The sequence below is a fragment of the Acidiphilium acidophilum genome, assembly GCF_033842475.1.
Lineage (GTDB): Bacteria > Pseudomonadota > Alphaproteobacteria > Acetobacterales > Acetobacteraceae > Acidiphilium > Acidiphilium acidophilum.
In genome coordinates, this window is the sequence record NZ_JAWXYB010000018.1 from 2071866 (window position 1) to 2089898 (window position 18033).

The following is an 18033-nucleotide window of genomic DNA, read 5'->3' on the forward strand; positions in this document are numbered from 1 at the left end:
GGGGGCGGTCAGGTTGCGGCGGTCAGGGGGCGCCGGAGAACAGGCGTTTCATGATGGCGTCCTGTTTTGTGCGGTCGGTGGCGCGTTCGGCCTGGGTTTGGACGCAGTCGGCGTAGGCCGGGGTTCCCTGGGTGTAGCCGAAGGCGGCGCAGAGGGCGGTGGGCGTGGGCGGCGGGCCGCTCGGGGTGCAGCCGGAAAGCAGGAGCGCAGGGGCCACGAGGGCGAGCGCTGCTGTCAGGGTCCGGCTGCGTTGAGTCAAGGATCAGTAGCCCGGCGGATGGCGACGCAGGTTGCGGGCGCAATAGGCGTGGACCCAGCGACCATGCCAGCGATGGCGCGGCACGAAATGATGGCCGGGGCCGCAGCGGTGATCGGCCTCGATGATCGGCAGGGCGCTTCGGGTGGCGTGGACGGACATACCCGGAGACTGGCCCGCGTGGACGGGCGATGCGAGTCCGGCGAGCATCAGGCCGGTAAGCGCGGCGAGGGTGAGGCGTGTTCGCATGCGGAGGTTCCTGTGGTGAGAGAGGTGCACACGGATATGTGATGTCCGGTGGCTCCACTCAAGCCCCCCTCCCCTTTCGACCCCCCCCTTGCCCTTTCGACCTGGGGTGCCGGACGGTTCATGTTGCGGGTGCGTTCATTTCGGCAGAAAACATTTCCTTCCGGGCCAAGGACATGGTTTGATTGCGCCATGGACATTGAGCACATGCAAAAATTTCGCCCCGGCACCATGGACGAGGCGTTGCGCGAGGATATCCGCCTGCTCGGGCGGATATTGGGCGATACTATTCGCGAGGTGGATGGGGCGGAAACCTATGATCTGATCGAATCGATCCGCCAGTTGGCGCTGCGGTTTCATCGGGACGGGGATCAGGCGGCGGAGGCCGAACTCGAAGCGCTGCTCAAGGAGCGGCCCGGCGGGCAGATCAACAGCATCACCCGCGCGTTCGGGTATTTTTCGATCCTCGCCAATATCGCCGAGGATCATCATCATACCAGGCGGTGGCGGACGCATCTGGTGGCGGGGTCGCCGCCGCGCGAGGGCAGCCTTGCGGCGGGGTTCGCGCGGGCGCGGGAACTCGGGTTCGATACCGGGGCGCTGCGGCAGTTTTTCAGCACCGCCTCGATTTCACCGGTGCTGACCGCGCACCCGACCGAGGTGCAGCGGCGGAGCATTCTCGATACGCTCGATGCGATCGCGGCACTGCTGGTCCGGCGCGACCGGCAGGCCGGGACGATGGAGGAGCGCGCCGAGATCGATATTGCGATGCGCCGGCTGGTGCTGACGCTGTGGCAGACCCGGATGCTGCGGCCGACCAAGCTTTCGGTGCTCGACGAGGTGGAGAACGCGCTCGCGTTTTTCGATGCGACGTTCTTTGCCGAGGTGCCGAAACTCTATGCGGCGGTGGAGCGGGAACTCGGGGCTTCGGTGGGGGAAGTGCCGGTGTTTCTGGAGATCGGGAGCTGGATCGGCGGGGATCGGGATGGCAATCCGTTCGCGGATGCCGAGGTGCTGCGCGGGGCGCTGGCGCGGCAGGCGGAACGGGCGTTCGGGTTCTATAGCGGGGAGGTGCGGCAGTTGCGGCGGGAACTCACGCTCGCCTCGCTGCATGTGCGGACGACGCCGGCCTTGCAGGCGCTGGCGGCGCAGTCGGCCGGGCATATCGAGCATCAGGCGGACGAGCCTTACCGGCTGGCGCTGGCGACGATTCAGGCACGCCTCGCGGCGACCCATGCGGTGTTGTTCGGCGGGGTGAGCGAGGGGGACGCGCTGCCCTATGAGACGCCGGAGGCGTTCGTCGCGGAGCTTGGGGTGATCGTGGAGTCGTTGCGGGAGAACGGCTCGGCGCTGCTCACCCACGGGCGGCTCGGCCATCTGGTGCAGGCGGCGCGGGCGTTCGGCTGGACGCTGGCGCCGATCGATCTGCGGCAGAACTCGGATGTTCATGAGCGGACCATTGCCGAACTGCTCGAACGGGCCGGGACCTGTGCGGGATACCTCGCGCTGGATGAGGCCGGGCGGGTGGCGGTGTTGCTCGCCGAACTCGCGACCAGCCGCCCGCTGGTGTCGCGCCATATCCGCTACGGGGCGGAGACCACGAAGGAACTCGCGATTTTCGATGCCGCCGCGATGGCCCATGCGCGCTACGGGGCGCGGGCGCTGCGCACGGCGATCATTTCCAAGGCGGCGAGCGTTTCGGACCTGCTCGAACTCGCGGTGCTGTTGAAGGAGGCCGGGCTGCTGCACCCGGATACCGGGCGGCTCGATGTCAACCTCGTGCCGTTGTTCGAGACGATCGAGGATTTGCGGGCGGCACCGGAAATCATGGACCGGCTGTTCGCGCTGCCGGGGTATCGGGCGCTGCTGGCGAGCCGGGGCGGGACGCAGGAGGTGATGCTCGGCTATTCCGACAGCAACAAGGATGGCGGGTTTCTGACCTCGGGCTGGGAGTTGTATCGCGCCGAGGTCGGGCTGGTCGAGGTGTTCGCGCGGCACGGGGTGCGGCTGCGGCTGTTTCATGGACGGGGCGGCTCGGTGGGGCGCGGTGGCGGGCCGAGTTTCCAGGCGATTCTGGCGCAGCCGAAGGGGGCGGTGGACGGGCAGATCCGGCTGACCGAGCAGGGCGAGGTGATTGCCGCGAAATATGGCAATCCGGAAGTGGGCAAGCGGAATCTGGAGGTGCTGGTTTCGGCGACGCTGGCGGCGACCGCCGAACCGGCGGCGGCGGAACCGCTGGAGCCGGGGTTTCCGGTGGTGCTGGGCGAGTTGAGCGACGCGGCTTATGCGGCGTATCGCGGCCTAGTTTACGAGACGCCGGGGTTCGAGGATTATTTCTGGCAGTCGACCGTGATTACCGAGATTTCGAGTTTGAACCTCGGGAGTCGGCCGGCTTCGCGGGCGAAGGGGCGGTCGATCGAGGATTTGCGGGCGATTCCGTGGGTGTTTTCCTGGGCGCAGTGCCGGGTGATGCTGCCGGGATGGTATGGGTTCGGCACCGCGGTGGAGGCGGTGGTGGCCAAGCGCGGGTATCGCGGGATGCGGCTGTTGCAGTCGATGTTTCAGGAATGGCCGGTGTTTTCGACCCTGCTGCTCAACATGGACATGGTGCTGGCCAAGGCGGATATGCGGATTGCGGCGCGGTATGCCGGGCTGGTGGAGGATGCGGCGTTGCGGGAGAGCATTTTTCCACGGATCGAGGCGGAATACCGGCGGACCTGCGCGCAGTTGCTGGCGATTACCGGGCAGCGGGCGCTGCTGGACCGCAACCCGGTGATGCGCCGCTCGATCATCAACCGGTTTCCCTATCTGGACCCGCTGAACCATGTTCAGGTCGAGATGCTGCGGCGGTTTCGCGCGAGCGACGGGCTGGCGGACGAGCCCCGGGAGCGGGTGCGGCGGGGGGTGCATATTTCGATCAACGGGATTGCGGCGGCGTTGCGCAACAGCGGGTAGGCCGGTTGTCGCCCCGGCCCGGTTGCGGGATACCGGGGGACAGCATGGAGGGGGCATTATGGCCGATCAGGCGTTGCGGAGCGGGCTGGAAGAGTTGCGGGCGTTGATGGAGTCCGGCAGGGGGATGGGGATTGGCGAGACGCTGCGGTTCCGGCTGGTGGAAATCGAGGACGGGCGGGCGGTGTTCGAGGGGGAGCCGGGCATCGATGTGTATAATCCGATCGGGACGGTGCATGGCGGGTACGCGGCGGCGCTGCTCGACTCCGCGTGCGGCTGCGCGGTGCATTCCCGGCTGAGCGCGGCGCAGGGGTATTCGACGCTGGAGTTGAAGGTGGCGTATCACAAGGCGTTGACCGCGAGCACCGGGGTGGTGCGGGCGGTGGGCAGCGTGGTTTCAATGGGGCGGCGGGCGGCGTTCGCCGAGGCGCGGCTGACCGATGGCGACGGACGGCTCTATGCGTCCGCGACGTCGACGCTGATTATCATGGAGCGGTAGGTTGGGTGGGGGGCTTGTGGAGGGCCGCGAAGTTTGTTTCCCTGAGACGATGATGATGCCCTGGCGGAGATATTGATGGACGAACAGCTTGCGAAGACCGGGTTTTTTTACCGGTTGCGGTATCTGGTGACGCCTTTCTTCCGCTCCGAACGCAAGAGAGCGGCCTGGCTCCTCACGATCGTCAACATTGTGCTGACGCTGCTCGTCGTGGCTGCGAATTACGCCATCGTTGTCTGGAACGGACGTTTCTACAACGCGATGCAGAAATACGACGTGAACCAGTTATGGTTCCTCGGGTTCATTTTTTTTGCAATCGTGGCTGTGATAACAGTTATTTCCACAGTCCAGCAATATACGATCCAGAAGCTGCAAATCGAATGGCGTGGCTGGTTCACCAACTATCTGCTGGGACGGTGGATGCATAATCAGGTCCATTACAGGATGCAGATCGACGCAACCAAAGTCGATAATCCGGATCAGCGCATCTCCGACGATGTCGATTTCTTTGCGGGACAAAGCGTCAATCTTCCGATCAGCGCGCTCCAGTCGGTCGTTACGATTGCCTCGTTCGGCTTCATGCTCTGGGTGCTTTCTGAAAAGCTGCGGATGTTCGGTGTCTATATTCCGGGTATGCTTGTGTGGTTCAATCTGATCTATGCGGTTGGAGGGACTTATCTGCTCGTCAGGATCGGGCGGCCTCTCTTCTATCTGAACAACATCCAGCAGCGTGCGGTAGGCGATTTTCGCTTCGAACTCATCCGCGTTCGGGACAACTCGGAGACGATCGCTACCGCCCATAGCGGTGCGGCGGAATCGACGCGTCTGAGCACCCGCTTCGCTCCTGTTGTCGAGATCTTCTACCGGCGCATCCGCCGGACAGTTCTGGTCAATCTGTTCTCCTTTTCCTACACGGGCGCCTCCGGGATTCTACCGTTTCTTCTTGTGCTGCCGTCCTATCTTGCGAAACGCGTATTGATCGGGACCGTGTCGCAGACCTTCGGTGCGTTCAATCAGACGCAATCGGCCTTTGCGTTCATCATCAATAATTTCAGTACATTGGGTTCCGGCTATTTGTCGATCACGGAATGGCGCGCGGTGATCGACCGACTTTACACGCTGGAAGTGAGCCTGCGCCATCATGAGCAGGAGATCACGGCACCGGAAATCGTCTATCGAGCCGGAACCACGTCTGCCCTTGTCATAGACGGGCTGACGCTCGCGCTGCCCGATCATCGGGTTCTGCTCAATGATTTGAATCTCGATGTCCCGCCCGGTGAACGCCTGCTCGTCAGCGGCCCGACCGGTTCGGGCAAGAGCACATTGATCCGCGCGATTGCGGGGATATGGCCGTTCGGGGCGGGGACGGTCCAGACACCGGGCGGGCGGGTGCTGTTCATTCCGCAGCGTCCCTACCTGCCGAACGGGGCGCTGATCCAGAGCCTGATGTTTCCGTATGACGAGCCGCTCGATCGCGCGCTGGTGGGCGATACGCTGACCAGCGTCGGGCTTGGGCGGCTCACCGCCAAGCTGGAGACGGTCGAGCCGTGGGATCGGGAGTTGTCGCCGGGGGAGCAGCAGCGGATTGCGTTTGCGCGGTGCGTGCTGCTGAGGCCGGATGTGATCATTCTCGATGAGGCGACCTCGGCGCTCGATGAGGATTACGAGGCGCTGATGTATCGGACGCTGACCATGGCGCTGCCCCATGCCACGATCATCAGCGTGGGGCATCGTTCGACCATCGTGAAATACCATACCCGTCGCCTGCGGCTGCTGGGCGACGGGGGGTGGCGCGATGAGGTGATCGCGCCCGCGCCCGAAGCGGTGGGTTAGGCGGTGCGGTCGCTCGCGGCACCGATCGCGGCACCAATCGCTGCCTGGGCGGCGGCGAGGCGGGCGACCGGGACGCGGTAGGGGCTGCAGGAGACGTAGTCGAGCCCGATTTCCTCGCAGAAGGTGATCGAGGCGGGGTCGCCGCCGTGTTCGCCACAGATGCCGAGTTTGAGGCCGGGCTTGGTGGCGCGGCCTTTTTCGGCGGCGATGCGGACCATGGCACCGACGCCTTCGACATCGATCGAGACGAACGGGTCTTTCGGCAGAATGCCGGATTCGACGTATTTCGGGAGGAATTTGCCGGCGTCGTCACGCGAGAGGCCGAAGACCGTCTGGGTCAGGTCGTTGGTGCCGAAGGAGAAGAAATCGGCGGATTGGGCGATGGTGTCCGCTGTGAGGGCGGCGCGGGGCAGTTCGATCATGGTGCCGACGCTGTAGTCGAGGGTGCGGCCGGCGGTGGCGAAGACGGATTTCGCGACCTCGTCGATCTGGGCGCGGGTGATGTCGAGCTCGCGCTTCATGCCGACCAGGGGGATCATGATTTCGGGGACCGGGGCGGCGCCGGTTTCGCGCGCGACGTCGAGCGCGGCCTCGAAGATCGCGCGGGCCTGCATTTCGTAGATTTCGGGGAAGGAGATGCCGAGGCGGCAGCCGCGATGGCCGAGCATGGGGTTGGCTTCGGCGAGTTCGCCGGCGCGCTGGCGCATGGCTTCGATGCCGACGCCGAGGGCCTCGGCGACCTCTTCGAGTTCCTCCTCGGCGTGGGGGAGAAATTCGTGGAGCGGCGGATCGAGCAGGCGGATGGTGACCGGCAGGCCGGCCATGATGCGGAAGAGTTCGATGAAATCCTGACGCTGGTAGGGCAGGAGTTTGGCGAGCGCGGTGCGGCGGCCCGCCTCGTCGTTCGCCATGATCATCTGGCGGACCGCGCCGATCCGCTCGGGGTCGAAGAACATGTGCTCGGTGCGCGAGAGGCCGATGCCTTCGGCACCGAATTTGCGGGCGGTTTCGGCATCGAGCGGGGTTTCGGCGTTGGCGCGGACGCCGAGGCGGCGGTTCTGGTCCGCCCAGTCCATCAGTTTCGCGAAATCGCCGGACAGGGCCGGTTCGATCATGGGGACGAAGCCCGCGAAAATTTCGCCGGTCGCGCCATCGAGGGTGATGGTTTCGCCCGCGCGGACGGTGACGCCGCCGGCGGTGAGGGTTTTGGCCCCGTAATCGACATGGATGCCGCCGGCCCCGGCGACGCAGGGGCGGCCCATGCCCCGCGCGACCACGGCGGCGTGGCTGGTCATGCCGCCGCGGGTGGTGAGGATGCCGCGGGCGGCGTGCATGCCGTGGATGTCTTCCGGGCTGGTTTCGATCCGCACCAGAATGACGGCCTCGCCTTTCTGGGCGCGCATTTCGGCTTCATCGGCGGAGAACACCACGAGGCCGGATGCGGCACCCGGCGAGGCGGGCAGGCCACGGGCGAGCAGGGTGCGGGTGGCCTTGGGGTCGAGCGTGGGGTGGAGCAACTGGTCGAGCGATTGCGGGTTGACCCGCATGACCGCCTCGCGCTGGTCGATCAGGCCGGATTCGGCCATTTCGACCGCGATGCGGACACTGGCATTGGCGGTGCGTTTGCCGTTGCGGGTTTGCAACATATAGAGTTTGTTGCGCTGGATGGTGAACTCGATGTCCTGCATGTCGTGGTAGTGACGTTCCAGCACGTCGCGGACGCGGGCAAGCTCGGCATAGGCTTCGGGCAGCGCCTCCTCCATGCTGATTTCGCCCGGTTTGGCGTAGGATTTGGAGAGCGGGCGCGGGGTGCGGATGCCGGCGACGACGTCTTCGCCCTGGGCGTTGGGGAGGTATTCGCCGTAGAATTCGTTGAGGCCGGTCGAGGGGTCGCGGGTGAAGCAGACGCCGGTGGCGCAATCGTCGCCCATGTTGCCGAACACCATGGCCTGGACGTTGACGGCGGTGCCCCAGCTTGCCGGGATTTCGTGCAGGCGGCGGTAGGTGATGGCGCGCTGGTTCATCCACGAGCCGAACACGGCGCCGATCGCGCCCCACATCTGGTCGTGCGGGTCCTGCGGGAAGGGCTTGCCGGTTTCGTGGGCAACCACGTCCTGATAGGCGGCGACGACCAGTTTCCAGTCTTCGGCGGTGAGTTGGGTGTCCTCGATGGTGCCGGCGTCCATCTTGGTGGTTTCGATGATTTCCTCGAAGCGGTGATGGGCGACGCCGAGGACGACCGAGCCGTACATCTGGATGAAGCGGCGGTAGGAATCCCAGGCGAAGCGGGCATCGCCCGATTCGGTGGCGAGGCCCTCGACCGTGGCATCGTTGAGGCCGAGGTTCAGCACCGTGTCCATCATGCCGGGCATCGAGACGCGGGCGCCGGAGCGGACCGAGACCAGCAGAGGCTTGGCCGGGTCGCCGAATTTGCGGCCGACTTCGGCTTCGACCTTGGCGAGGGCGGCGGCGACCTCGCCGCGCAGGGCCTGCGGATACTGGCGGTCGTTATCGTAGAATTCGGTGCAGACTTCGGTGGTGATGGTGAAGCCGGGCGGGACCGGCAGGCCGATACTGGCCATTTCCGCGAGGTTGGCCCCTTTGCCGCCGAGCAGGTTTTTGAGCGCGGCGCTGCCATCGCTGGCGCCGGGGCCGAAGCTGTAGACGTATTTGCTCATGGCGGGGTTACCCTTCCAGTTTCGAGAAATCGGCGACGCGATGCATCACATCGCGGAGTTTGGCGAGCAGGCGGAGGCGGTTGCGGCGGAGAGCGGGGTCTTCGGCGTTGACGGTGACGTCGTTGAAAAAGGCATCGACCGGGCTTCGCAGCGAGGCCAGTCCTTTGAGCGCCACATCGAAATTTCGCTGATCCAGAACGCCGGGTCCGTCCAAATGAGGCGCGTGACTGAGTCTTGCCTCAAGCGTATGGGTCGCGATCGCTAGGTTGATCTCCGCGCCCTCGACGAGAGCCGACTCGTCAACTTCGCCGGTATGCGGGCCATCCTTCTCGTTTTCGATCCGCAGTATGTTAACCCCGCGCCGGTAGGCCACCAGCAGGTTCGCGCCATCATCGGTCTTGATGAATGATTCGAGCGCATCGCCACATTGTTGAACGCGGAAGAGATCGTCGTCGGCCGTATTCGCGAGAATGGCGTTGACGACGTCAAATCGCTTGCCTTCACCGCGCAGCTTGACCCGGAACCGCTCGATGATGAAGTCAAACACCGCATCATCGAGCAACGACCTCAAATGCAGTTGCAAGTCGTTTTCGAGAATGATGCGAACCACACCGAGTGCTGCGCGCCGCAGCGCGTAGGGATCGCCCGAACCCGTCGGCGTCTCACCGATCCTGAAAAATTCCCGTAGCGTATCGAGTTTATCCGCCAGCGCCACGGCGCAAGGCACAATTCCCTGCGGCACATCATCTGATGGTCCTTTGGGCTGATAATGCGTGCGGATCGCGGCACCGACCGCCCCGCCAGCATAATACCCGCCCATGATGCCCTGTAATTCGGGGAACTCGCCGACCATGCCGGTGACGAGATCGGCTTTGCAGAGCAATCCTGCGCGTTCGGCATCATCGATGGACTGGCTATCCGCGCCAAGCTGTTGTGCGATTTCCCGCGCCAGTCTGGCGATCCGTTCGGCGCGTTCGAACTGGGTGCCGAGTTTGGCGTGAAAGACCACCGATTTCAGTTTCGGCAGATAGTCTTCGAGCTTGTGCTGGCGGTCCTGGGTCCAGAAATGTTCGGCGTCGGCGAGGCGGGCGCGCAGGACGCGTTCGTTGCCGGCGATGATCGTGGCACCGCGATCGCTTGCGGTGATATTGGCGATGAAGGCGAAATGCGGGGCGGGCGCGCCGGTTGCATCGCGGGTCGCGAAATAGCGCTGGTTCACTTTCATGGAGAGTTCGCGCACTTCCGGGGGCAGCGTCATGAAGCGCTGCTCGATCGAGCCGATCATCGGCACCGGGTATTCGACCAGCCCGGTGACTTCATCGAGCAAGGCGTCGTCCCGGACGATGGCGAGGCCGCGCGCCTGCGCTTCATGGTCGAGGCGCATCGCGATCATCGCGCGGCGCTTGCCGGCATCGGCGACGACGCAGCGCCGTGTCAGTTCGGCATGCCATTGCGCGGCATCGGAAACCTCGAACGCGCCGGGGACGAGGAAGCGGTGGCCTTCGGAGAGGTTCGAGGCGGTGACGGGACCGAGGACGATCGGCACGATCTCGCCATCGAGCAGGCAGACGATCCGGCGCAGGGGGCGCACCCAGGTGAAGCCGCCGCTCTGGCCCCAGCGCATCGATTTCGGCCACGGGAAGGCGGCCAGCGCGCGGGCGAGATCGGTCAGGATGACATCGGCGGCGGGGCGCGCGGCGATGGTGCGGCGGAGCAGGACATGTTCGCCCTCCTCGACAAGATCGGCACGGTCGGCGTTGTTTTTGCGCAGGAACCCTTCGAGCGCCTGCGCGGGCGCGCCGCGTTTCGGGCCGCGCAACTCGGTCTCGCCCGATGGCGTTTCGGGAGACATCGTGGCACCGAGCGCGATCCGCCGGGGGCCGTGGAAGGTGACGATATCATGCGGCTGCAACGGGGCCAGCGCCTGTCCCGCGATTTTCGCGAGATGATCGGCGGCCTGCGCCTGCATCCGCGCCGGGATTTCTTCGGAGAATAATTCGAGGAAAAATTCGGCCATCAGACCCGCTCTCCGGCAACCCAGGCTTCGGCGCAGGATTTGGCGAGGGCTCGGACGCGGCCGATGTAGCTGGCGCGTTCGGCGACCGAGATGACGCCGCGCGCGTCGAGCAGGTTGAACAGATGGCTCGCCTTGATGCAATAATCATAGGCCGGTTGGGCGAGGCTGCGGGCGATCAGGGCCGCGCATTCGGCCTCGGCATCCGCGAAGTGGCGGATCAGCATGTCGGTGTTCGCGACCTCGAAATTATGGGTCGAGTAATCGCGCTCGGCGCGGCGGAAGACATCGCCATAGCTCAGCGAGCGGGGGGTGCCGGGCGGGTTGAAGGCAAGGTCGAACACGTTTTCGACGCCCTGGACGTACATGGCGAGGCGTTCCAGCCCGTAGGTCATTTCGAAGCTCGGCAGATCGACCGCGATGCCGCCGACCTGCTGGAAATAGGTGAACTGGCCAACCTCCATCCCGTCGCACCAGATTTCCCAGCCGAGGCCCCAGGCGCCGAGGGTGGGGCTTTCCCAATCGTCCTCGACGAAGCGGAAATCGTGCAGCAGCGGGTCGAGCCCGATGGCGCGGTAACTGTCGAGCAGCAGGTCCTGCGCGTTTTCCGGGCTGGGTTTGATGATGACCTGATACTGGTAATAATGCTGGAGCCGGTTGGGGTTTTCGCCGTAGCGGCCATCGGACGGGCGGCGCGAGGGCTGGACGTAGGCGGCGGCCCAGGGTTTGGGGCCGAGGGCGCGCAGGGTGGTGGCGGGGTGGAAGGTGCCGGCGCCCATTTCGATGTCGTAGGGTTGCAGGATGACGCAGCCCTGCGCCGCCCAGAACCGGTGCAGGGCGAGGATCATATCCTGGAAACTGAGTGACTTCTGATCGTTCATGATTTCGTGGTACAAATTCCGTGTGTCGCCGGGCATTTCCGCGACGCACCATTACGGGGCGGATCGGATGAGGGCAAGATTGCAGCGGGCGGACGGGGTGGGAATCGCGGTGGTCGCGGGTTGGGCGGCGGCGGCGATCCTGTTTCGGGAATTGACCATCGTGCCGCGCGCCTATGTCGGGATTTGCGCGGCGGCGCATCCGCCGCTGGTCTGTGTGGTGCGCCAGGCGGTGCTGTGGGCGCAGTATGAACGCTGGTTCGGCATGGCTGCCCTGCTGCTGGGGGTTGTGGGGTTCGCTTTCGCGCGCCGGAGCCTCGGGGTTGCGGCGCTGGCGGTGGGCATTGTCGCCACGGTGAATTACAACGGCACCGAAGGCATCATCGGCGCATCGCTCGGGCTGTGGGCATGGCTGGAAGCTGCCACGACCAAGGGGGAAACGCACCATGCTCGCCAATGACCGGACCACGCTCGATTTCGACCTCGGCGAGGAGATCGACGCGCTGCGGGACTCGGTGCGGCGGTTCGCCGCCGCCGAGATTGCGCCGCGCGCCGCCGCGATCGACCGGGAGAATGAATTTCCCGCCGAATTATGGCCGAAATTCGGGGCGATGGGGCTGCTCGGGGTGACGGTGCCGGAAGCGTATGGCGGGGCGGGGATGGGGTATCTCGCGCATGCGGTGGCGATGGAGGAGATTTCGCGGGCGTCCGCCTCGGTCGGGCTGTCCTACGGGGCGCATTCCAATTTATGCGTCAACCAGATCAATCTGAACGGGACCGAGGCCCAGAAGCGGCGGTATCTGCCGGGGCTGATCGATGGCTCGGCGGTGGGGGCGCTGGCGATGAGCGAGCCGGGCGCGGGGTCGGACGTGGTTTCGATGCGGTTGCGGGCGGACCGGCGGGGCGGCGATTACGTGCTCAACGGGACCAAGATGTGGATCACCAACGGGCCGGATGCCGATACGCTGGTGGTCTATGCCAAGACCGATCCGGCGGCGGGGGCGCGCGGGATCACCGCGTTCATCGTCGAGAAGACCATGAAGGGGTTTTCCTGCGCGCAGAAGCTCGACAAGCTCGGGATGCGCGGCTCGAATACCGGGGAGCTGGTGTTCGAGGACTGCGCGGTGCCGGAGGCGAATATTCTCGGCGGGCTGGGGCGCGGGGTGAACGTGCTGATGAGCGGGCTCGATTACGAGCGCGCGGTGCTGGCGGCCGGGCCGCTCGGGATCATGCAGGCGGCGCTGGATATCGTGGTGCCGTATGTTCATGAGCGCGAGCAGTTCGGGCGGAAGATCGGGGAGTTCCAGCTGATCCAGGGCAAGCTCGCGGATATGTACGTGACACATTCGGCGGCGCGCGCCTATGTTTATGCGGTGCTGCGGGCGTGCGACCGGGGGATGACCAGCCGCAAGGATGCCGCCGGGGCGATTTTGTATGCCGCCGAACGGGCGACCTGGATGGCGCTGGAGGCGATCCAGTGCCTCGGCGGCAACGGGTATATCAACGATTACCCGACCGGGCGGCTGCTGCGCGATGCCAAATTGTATGAGATCGGGGCGGGGACTTCGGAGATCAGGCGGATGCTGATCGGGCGGGAATTGTTCAAGGAAACCGCCTGAGGTTTGCGGCGGGGTTGGACTCGCAAGGGTCGCTCAGGGAAATCCGGCGGCCGCGGGCTAAGGCAGGGTGGTCAGCGAGGTCGGCAGGTCGAGCCGGTGGAATGCCTCGAAATCGCCTGCGTAGAAATCGACGCCGAACAGAAGCAGGCGCGGATGATTGAGCAGGTGGCTGTAGTCGATCGGGGCGGTGTTGATCGGTTCGGGCGCGGCGCGTGGCAATCCGAGCGCGTCGAACCCTGGCAGGATCGACTCCGCATCGTTGGACAGGGGAAGGACATTCCAGGCGAGTGTGTCATCCGGGTGCATGAAGAACCAGCGTTGCGGCGAGAAATGCACATAGCGGTAGTCGGTGATGATGCGCTCGATCGTCAATTCATCGAGGATGCGGTCGACGATCGCGATCTGGTCCCGACGGTCGCAATCGGCGAATTGCAGTTCGGGGCGGTAGGCGCCGATGTGATGCACGATGGCCGAGGCGAGGCGGCGGATCGGGTTGCGGACGAAGACGACCGAGCGGTATCCCCGCAACCGTTCGAGCAGATCGCCATGGAACGCGCGGAGTTCCCAGACCCGCAAATGGGCATGGTCGAGGTGCAGGCCGAGATGGTGGTTGAAGTGGATGTCCCAGAAGGTCGTGGCGTCGTCGTGAAGATGGGCGATCTGGTGGCGGAAACTTGAGCCGGCGCATTTGGGATTATGGATGAACACAAAGCGGTCCTGGTGGGAAATGATCATTGGCTGGCGGGCATCCTTCCTCGAACCATCACGGAGACGTGTGGGAGGCATATAACGGAATCGTGACGGAACTTTCAACTTGCCGGCTGTAACCGGGATGTATCGCCGGGCCGGCGCGGCGGGGTCAGGCCACGCGGTCGCCGGCGCGCCAGACCGCGCGGACGATGGGGTGGGTTTCGTGGAGGTGGACGCGGATGAGGTCGGCGCGCTGGCCGGGCGCGAGGCGGCCGCGATCGGTCAGGCCGACCATGGCGGCGGGGTTGGCGGTGATCAGGGCGATGGCTTCGGGCAGGGTGCAGGCGCCAATATGGGCGCAGGCGAAGGCGGCTTCGAGCATGGCGGCGGGGACGTAGTCGGAGGCCAGGGCGTCGACCAGCCTGTCGCGGATCAGGTCGATCGCAGCGACGTTGCCGGAGTGCGAGCCGCCGCGCACGATGTTGGGGGCGCCGGCGATGATGCTCATGCCGCAGGCGCGGGCGGCGGCGGCGGCTTCGCGGGTGACCGGAAATTCGGCGATGGCGATGCCTTCATCGTGGTTGCGGGCAATCTCCCCGGTGGTGCGGTCGTCGTGCGAGGCGATCGGGACGGCGCTTGTGCGGGCGCGTTCGAGCACGGCGGCGCGGTTGGGGCGGGTGAAGCGGGACTGGGCGTGGGTCAGGCGCTCGATCATCGCGGTGATCGCGTCCTCGGTGTGGCCGTCATGGCGGCGCATGGCGCGGTATTTTTCGAGGTCGGCGAACTGGCCGACGCCGGGGCTGTGGTCCATCACGCTGAGCAGGCGGGTGCGGGGGTCGCCGATCGCGCTGTCGAGCAGGGCGGGCAGGTCGGCGGCGGGGAGTTCGCAGCGGAGATGGAGGAAGTGCTCGGCCTTGAGCGCGCCGGTATCCGCGAGGTCGCGCAGATCGCGCATTCCGTCCACGAAGGTCTGGTGGCGCTGGTTGTCGAGGCTGTCGCCGAGGCAGAGCGCATCGAACACGGTGGTGACGCCGGCGATGGCGCATTGGGCGTCATGCGCGAGCAGGGCCGAACGGGAGGGCCAGCGGGCGTTGCTGCGGGGCAGGACCTGGCGTTCGAGATTGTCGGTATGGAGATCGACGATGCCGGGGATCAGGTAGTCGCCCGCGCAATCGATGCCGGTTGGGTGCGTTCCGGGGGTGATTTCGGTGATCAGGCCGTTCGCGATCACCAGCGTGCCGGTGATGACACGGTCCGCGAGGACGATTTCGGCGTTGGTCAGGACGGTCATGCGAGGCTCCGGGACGGCGACTGGGGCCGCTCTATCACCTCGGCGCGTTTTGCGGAATGCGGGGCGAGCCCGGGTGGAATCAGCGGCCGAGCAGGATCGGGATGGTGCTGTTCTTCAGGATGAATTCCGTCGCGCTGCCGTAGAGGAACGGCATCGGCCAGGTCGGTTTGGCGCAGGCGTTCATGACCAGAAGGTCGGCATCGGCCTTGCGCACGATATCGAGCACGGTCGCTCCGGCGTTGCGGAGGGAAAATCCTGCTCTGGGGCGGTGGATGTGGAGTCGGGCGCGGTGGGTCGCGAACAACTCCGCGATCAGGATATCGGGTGTCGGGCGGATCGAATCGACCAGCACGTGGATCTCGTCGGCCTGGGAGAAAATCGGCATCGCGGCTGAAATTATGTCTCTCGCGTTGCGGTAGCCGCGCCATATCATGGCCACCGAACGTCCGAACCCGGCCTGCGCGCGGGGGGGGGTGACCAGCACCGGCTTGCCGCATTGGAACAGGGCGGCGCAGATCTGTTTTTTTTCGGCGCAGTTGATGGTTCCGCCGGGCTGGCCGGCGACGAAATACGCGGCGGTTTTGCCGTAGCCCTTGATCAGGGTTTTGATGTTGCCTTCCCGGTCGATCCAGCACGGGGTATCGGCCCGGTCGGCATTGGCCAGCCAGGTCTTGAACGCCCAGTGCAGAGACCGGACCCGGCGGTCTTCCTCCGCCCTGATCTTCTGCTCGTCGTCTTCGGAGAGCATGTCTTCGGTCGAGCCGATGACGTCGCTCGGTTCGGCGCGGATGGCGAGGGCCGAGATCTGCAGGTGCCCCACCAGATCGGCCAGTTGATCCGCGGCACCGAGGATGGTGCGGGAACTGGTTCGATCGTTCAGCAGGGCGCAGATCATGGAGCCCATGATGCTGCGCCCTGCCGGATCGAGAGGTTTCGTGACGGCTGACATCACACCCAACGCATCAATCCCTCGGAACTCGACCCATCGCCGAAAAGCTCTTGATGAAGGGGCCGGCCATTGCGGGGTTTTTGACCATCGCGGTGTAGTCGCCCACCTTGAATTTCAGCTTTCCGGTGGTGTAGGCGATGCCGAGCGACATCATGCCGAGGCCTTTGGACATCCATTTATCCCAGTCCGCCGGGCTGGCGCGCAGATCCCAGCTCAGGGGTTGGCCGGAATAAGCCCCGGACTCCGTCACGGAACCGCCTTCGACCTTGATGTAGCAACGCGGGTTATCCTCGCCCTGAAAACCATAGGCGATGGTCGAATTGAAGCCGATTTTGGCGAGCGCGCCGCTCAGCTCCGGATCGCTGTTCCAGGCATCGCCATAGAGTGAGACCCATTGATCTGAAAACAGTGCCGGCATGACCATTCCTCCTTATTTTTGCAGCTTCGTTCTAGCCGGGATGTCGCAATTTTTCAACGAAAAATCGCGGCGGCGGTGTGGTGTCTTTGATAAAAGTCGCGTTCCGCTCGTGATTATTGTTCAGCATGGCGGAGGTGGTCCGCCTGCACTGCGACCACGCCGGTTGGTGACTTCGGGGTCGTTCATCGCGGTCAGCTCGCCGGGCTTTCGACCGAGCGGGCGGGCCGGCTCGCTGCGTCGGCCACCAGGGGTTCCGTGCCGGCGGGCCGGGCGTAGAGATCGTTGGTCTGGCGCATCAGGTCGCGGGCCGCGCGCTTGACGTTTTCGAGCCGGGTCCGGACGCTGCCGCGCCAGCCGACCGGATGACGCCGCCACAAGGGGAACAGCCAATGGGCGGTGTGCTTGCGGAACGCGGCGCGGAGATCGACCATGTCATCCGCCGGGATGCGTTTGACGAGCCGGCGGCTCGCGGCGTTTTTGGCGGACATGTGCACCGCGATCAGAAACACCGCGATGCCGCCCGCGATGATCGCGAGGGCCGGTTGGTGATCGGTCACGATCTGGCCGATCGGCTGTGAAAGACGGCCATCGCGCACGAACAGGCGGATGAAGGCGAACGCCAGGGCCGCGATCACGACGATGACGGCGGCGATATCGCTCAGCGTCACCGCGCGCCGCCACCGCCGGATATACTGGTTGAGCGTGGGAACCCATTGTTCCACCATGCGGTCCGCGATGACTTCGAGGTTGCCGACCACGCGGTAGGTTCGTTCGACCGTGACTTTGTCGATCCGCTTGTTGATGCCCTCCAGATCGCGATCGCGCTTGCGCTGGTAGCGGTGATGCTGGTCTTCGCTTTCGAAACCGGTTGCCGCTTCCTCGGAATAGATCAGGAAGAACTGCCCGCTGTTGAGCCCCTGCGTGGCGACCGCGCGCTGCCAGGCGCCGGTGACTTCCTCAAGATTGTCCTCATGCGAGGTCGCGTCGATCTGGTTGAGGATGAAGAGGAATTTGTTGGAATCCGGGCGGTTGACCGTGCCCGCGACCAGATGCCGCAGGGTTTCCTGCATGGCGCCGGGCTCGGCGTGACGGGCATCGAAGAAGACCAGCACGAGATCGGCCCGGTCGATGATGAGCTGGGAGATTTTCAGGATGCCGCTGCGGGTGACATCGGCATCGAAGCCGGGAGAGTCGATCAGGATGCGGCCTTTCAGGCGATCGACCTTCACGCTCTTGAGTTGCAGGTAGCGGTCGATCCGCTTGCCCTCGCCCGCGCCGATGGTCTCCAGATCGAGGCTGATCTGGTAGAACGGAAACCTTGGATCGGCATCGAGCGCACGCCCGGGAAGGACGCGGGCATCGGATTCCGGGCCGCTGCAGATCACGGTGAAACGGTCATCCACCGCCTGATTGCCGGTCGCCTGCACCTTGCAGCCGAGATAGTCGTTGATGAAGGTGGATTTCCCGGCCGAGAAGGTGCCGAGGCAGGCGATCATCGGCCACCACTGGATCTGGGTGACGAAGGAATGGTGCTGGTCGAGCATGCCCATGCGCCAGGCGATGCGGTCGAGTTCTTCGAACTGATCGACCGCGCCCAGCATCGTGCGGTTCTCGCGCGCGAGATGATCCCGGAGTTCCTGGATGCGTTTGGTGAGATCGATATTGTATTTCATGGCTGGACGGTCGCCTCCGAGGCTGCACGAGGGTCGGGGA

General features: G+C 65.0%; 15 protein-coding genes. 5 read left to right on the forward strand and 10 right to left on the reverse strand.

Translation table 11 applies throughout. The annotated features are described in order from the left end of the window. Positions 1-22: 22 nt before the first annotated feature. Both SIL87_RS12500 and SIL87_RS12505 read right to left on the reverse strand, forming a co-directional pair. Positions 23-217: a hypothetical protein gene (locus SIL87_RS12500; RefSeq protein ID WP_319614504.1), complete on the reverse strand. Its 195-nt coding sequence runs from the start codon at positions 215-217 to the stop codon at positions 23-25. A gap of 45 nt (positions 218-262) precedes the next feature. Next, positions 263-505, reverse strand: a complete 243-nt coding sequence (locus SIL87_RS12505) for a hypothetical protein (RefSeq protein ID WP_319614505.1) — start codon at positions 503-505, stop codon at positions 263-265. A gap of 204 nt (positions 506-709) precedes the next feature. Here SIL87_RS12505 and ppc point away from each other — a divergent pair, with 204 nt between their 5' ends. From ppc to SIL87_RS12520, 3 genes are all read left to right on the forward strand, one after another. Further along, positions 710-3457 carry a phosphoenolpyruvate carboxylase gene (ppc, locus tag SIL87_RS12510; RefSeq protein ID WP_319614506.1) on the forward strand — a complete coding sequence of 916 codons (2748 nt, stop codon included), beginning with the start codon at positions 710-712 and terminating at the stop codon, positions 3455-3457. Between the two features lie 58 nt (positions 3458-3515). Beyond that, positions 3516-3953 carry a PaaI family thioesterase gene (locus SIL87_RS12515; protein ID WP_319614507.1) on the forward strand — a complete coding sequence of 146 codons (438 nt, stop codon included), beginning with the start codon at positions 3516-3518 and terminating at the stop codon, positions 3951-3953. Between the two features lie 75 nt (positions 3954-4028). After that, positions 4029-5783, forward strand: coding sequence for an ABC transporter ATP-binding protein/permease (locus SIL87_RS12520; protein WP_319614508.1), 1755 nt, complete (start codon positions 4029-4031; stop codon positions 5781-5783). Here SIL87_RS12520 and ppdK read toward each other — a convergent pair. The 3 genes from ppdK to SIL87_RS12535 are packed head-to-tail and all read right to left on the reverse strand — an operon-like array spanning position 5780 to position 11356. Beyond that, positions 5780-8461 (reverse strand): pyruvate, phosphate dikinase, encoded by a 2682-nt coding sequence (gene ppdK, locus SIL87_RS12525; protein WP_319614509.1) that lies wholly within the window; start codon positions 8459-8461, stop codon positions 5780-5782. The genes SIL87_RS12520 and ppdK overlap by 4 nt on opposite strands. Before the next feature lie 7 nt (positions 8462-8468). Then, positions 8469-10478 carry a glycine--tRNA ligase subunit beta gene (glyS, locus tag SIL87_RS12530; protein WP_319614510.1) on the reverse strand — a complete coding sequence of 670 codons (2010 nt, stop codon included), beginning with the start codon at positions 10476-10478 and terminating at the stop codon, positions 8469-8471. Beyond that, the gene (locus SIL87_RS12535; RefSeq protein WP_319614511.1) at positions 10478-11356 is read right to left on the reverse strand and encodes a glycine--tRNA ligase subunit alpha; all 879 of its coding nucleotides are present in this window, start codon (positions 11354-11356) and stop codon (positions 10478-10480) included. The genes glyS and SIL87_RS12535 overlap by 1 nt, the downstream gene beginning before the upstream one ends. A 79-nt stretch (positions 11357-11435) precedes the next feature. Here SIL87_RS12535 and SIL87_RS12540 point away from each other — a divergent pair, with 79 nt between their 5' ends. Further along, positions 11436-11813: a hypothetical protein gene (locus tag SIL87_RS12540; protein ID WP_319614512.1), complete on the forward strand. Its 378-nt coding sequence runs from the start codon at positions 11436-11438 to the stop codon at positions 11811-11813. Further along, the gene (locus tag SIL87_RS12545; protein WP_319614513.1) at positions 11800-12972 is read left to right on the forward strand and encodes an isovaleryl-CoA dehydrogenase; all 1173 of its coding nucleotides are present in this window, start codon (positions 11800-11802) and stop codon (positions 12970-12972) included. Before SIL87_RS12540 ends, SIL87_RS12545 begins: the two co-directional genes overlap by 14 nt. Positions 12973-13029: 57 nt before the next feature. Here the strand turns inward: SIL87_RS12545 and SIL87_RS12550 are convergent, their stop codons facing one another. From SIL87_RS12550 to SIL87_RS12570, 5 genes are all read right to left on the reverse strand, one after another. Continuing rightward, on the reverse strand, positions 13030-13707 hold the full coding sequence (locus SIL87_RS12550; protein ID WP_319614514.1) for a sulfotransferase family 2 domain-containing protein: 678 nt from the start codon (positions 13705-13707) through the stop codon (positions 13030-13032). 124 nt (positions 13708-13831) lie between these two features. Further along, the gene (locus SIL87_RS12555) at positions 13832-14953 is read right to left on the reverse strand and encodes an alpha-D-ribose 1-methylphosphonate 5-triphosphate diphosphatase (RefSeq protein WP_319614515.1); all 1122 of its coding nucleotides are present in this window, start codon (positions 14951-14953) and stop codon (positions 13832-13834) included. Between the two features lie 79 nt (positions 14954-15032). Beyond that, complete coding sequence (locus tag SIL87_RS12560) at positions 15033-15902, reverse strand: adenine nucleotide alpha hydrolase family protein (protein ID WP_319614516.1); 870 nt, start codon at positions 15900-15902, stop codon at positions 15033-15035. Between the two features lie 13 nt (positions 15903-15915). Then, positions 15916-16320, reverse strand: coding sequence for a hypothetical protein (locus SIL87_RS12565; RefSeq protein WP_319614517.1), 405 nt, complete (start codon positions 16318-16320; stop codon positions 15916-15918). A 191-nt stretch (positions 16321-16511) separates the two neighbouring features. Continuing rightward, complete coding sequence (locus tag SIL87_RS12570; RefSeq protein WP_319614518.1) at positions 16512-17993, reverse strand: dynamin family protein; 1482 nt, start codon at positions 17991-17993, stop codon at positions 16512-16514. Positions 17994-18033 lie beyond the last annotated feature (40 nt).

Bases quoted from the DNA above. Each gene is read 5' to 3' on its own strand.
- SIL87_RS12505 (WP_319614505.1), bottom strand. From the start codon at position 505: ATGCGAACACGCCTCACCCTCGCCGCGCTTACCGGCCTGATGCTCGCC.
- ppc (WP_319614506.1), top strand. From the start codon at position 710: ATGCAAAAATTTCGCCCCGGCACCATGGACGAGGCGTTGCGCGAGGAT.
- SIL87_RS12515 (WP_319614507.1), top strand. From the start codon at position 3,516: ATGGCCGATCAGGCGTTGCGGAGCGGGCTGGAAGAGTTGCGGGCGTTG.
- SIL87_RS12520 (WP_319614508.1), top strand. From the start codon at position 4,029: ATGGACGAACAGCTTGCGAAGACCGGGTTTTTTTACCGGTTGCGGTAT.
- ppdK (WP_319614509.1), bottom strand. From the start codon at position 8,461: ATGAGCAAATACGTCTACAGCTTCGGCCCCGGCGCCAGCGATGGCAGC.
- glyS (WP_319614510.1), bottom strand. From the start codon at position 10,478: ATGGCCGAATTTTTCCTCGAATTATTCTCCGAAGAAATCCCGGCGCGG.
- SIL87_RS12535 (WP_319614511.1), bottom strand. From the start codon at position 11,356: ATGAACGATCAGAAGTCACTCAGTTTCCAGGATATGATCCTCGCCCTG.
- SIL87_RS12545 (WP_319614513.1), top strand. From the start codon at position 11,800: ATGCTCGCCAATGACCGGACCACGCTCGATTTCGACCTCGGCGAGGAG.
- SIL87_RS12550 (WP_319614514.1), bottom strand. From the start codon at position 13,707: ATGATCATTTCCCACCAGGACCGCTTTGTGTTCATCCATAATCCCAAA.
- SIL87_RS12555 (WP_319614515.1), bottom strand. From the start codon at position 14,953: ATGACCGTCCTGACCAACGCCGAAATCGTCCTCGCGGACCGTGTCATC.
- SIL87_RS12560 (WP_319614516.1), bottom strand. From the start codon at position 15,902: ATGTCAGCCGTCACGAAACCTCTCGATCCGGCAGGGCGCAGCATCATG.
- SIL87_RS12565 (WP_319614517.1), bottom strand. From the start codon at position 16,320: ATGCCGGCACTGTTTTCAGATCAATGGGTCTCACTCTATGGCGATGCC.
- SIL87_RS12570 (WP_319614518.1), bottom strand. From the start codon at position 17,993: ATGAAATACAATATCGATCTCACCAAACGCATCCAGGAACTCCGGGAT.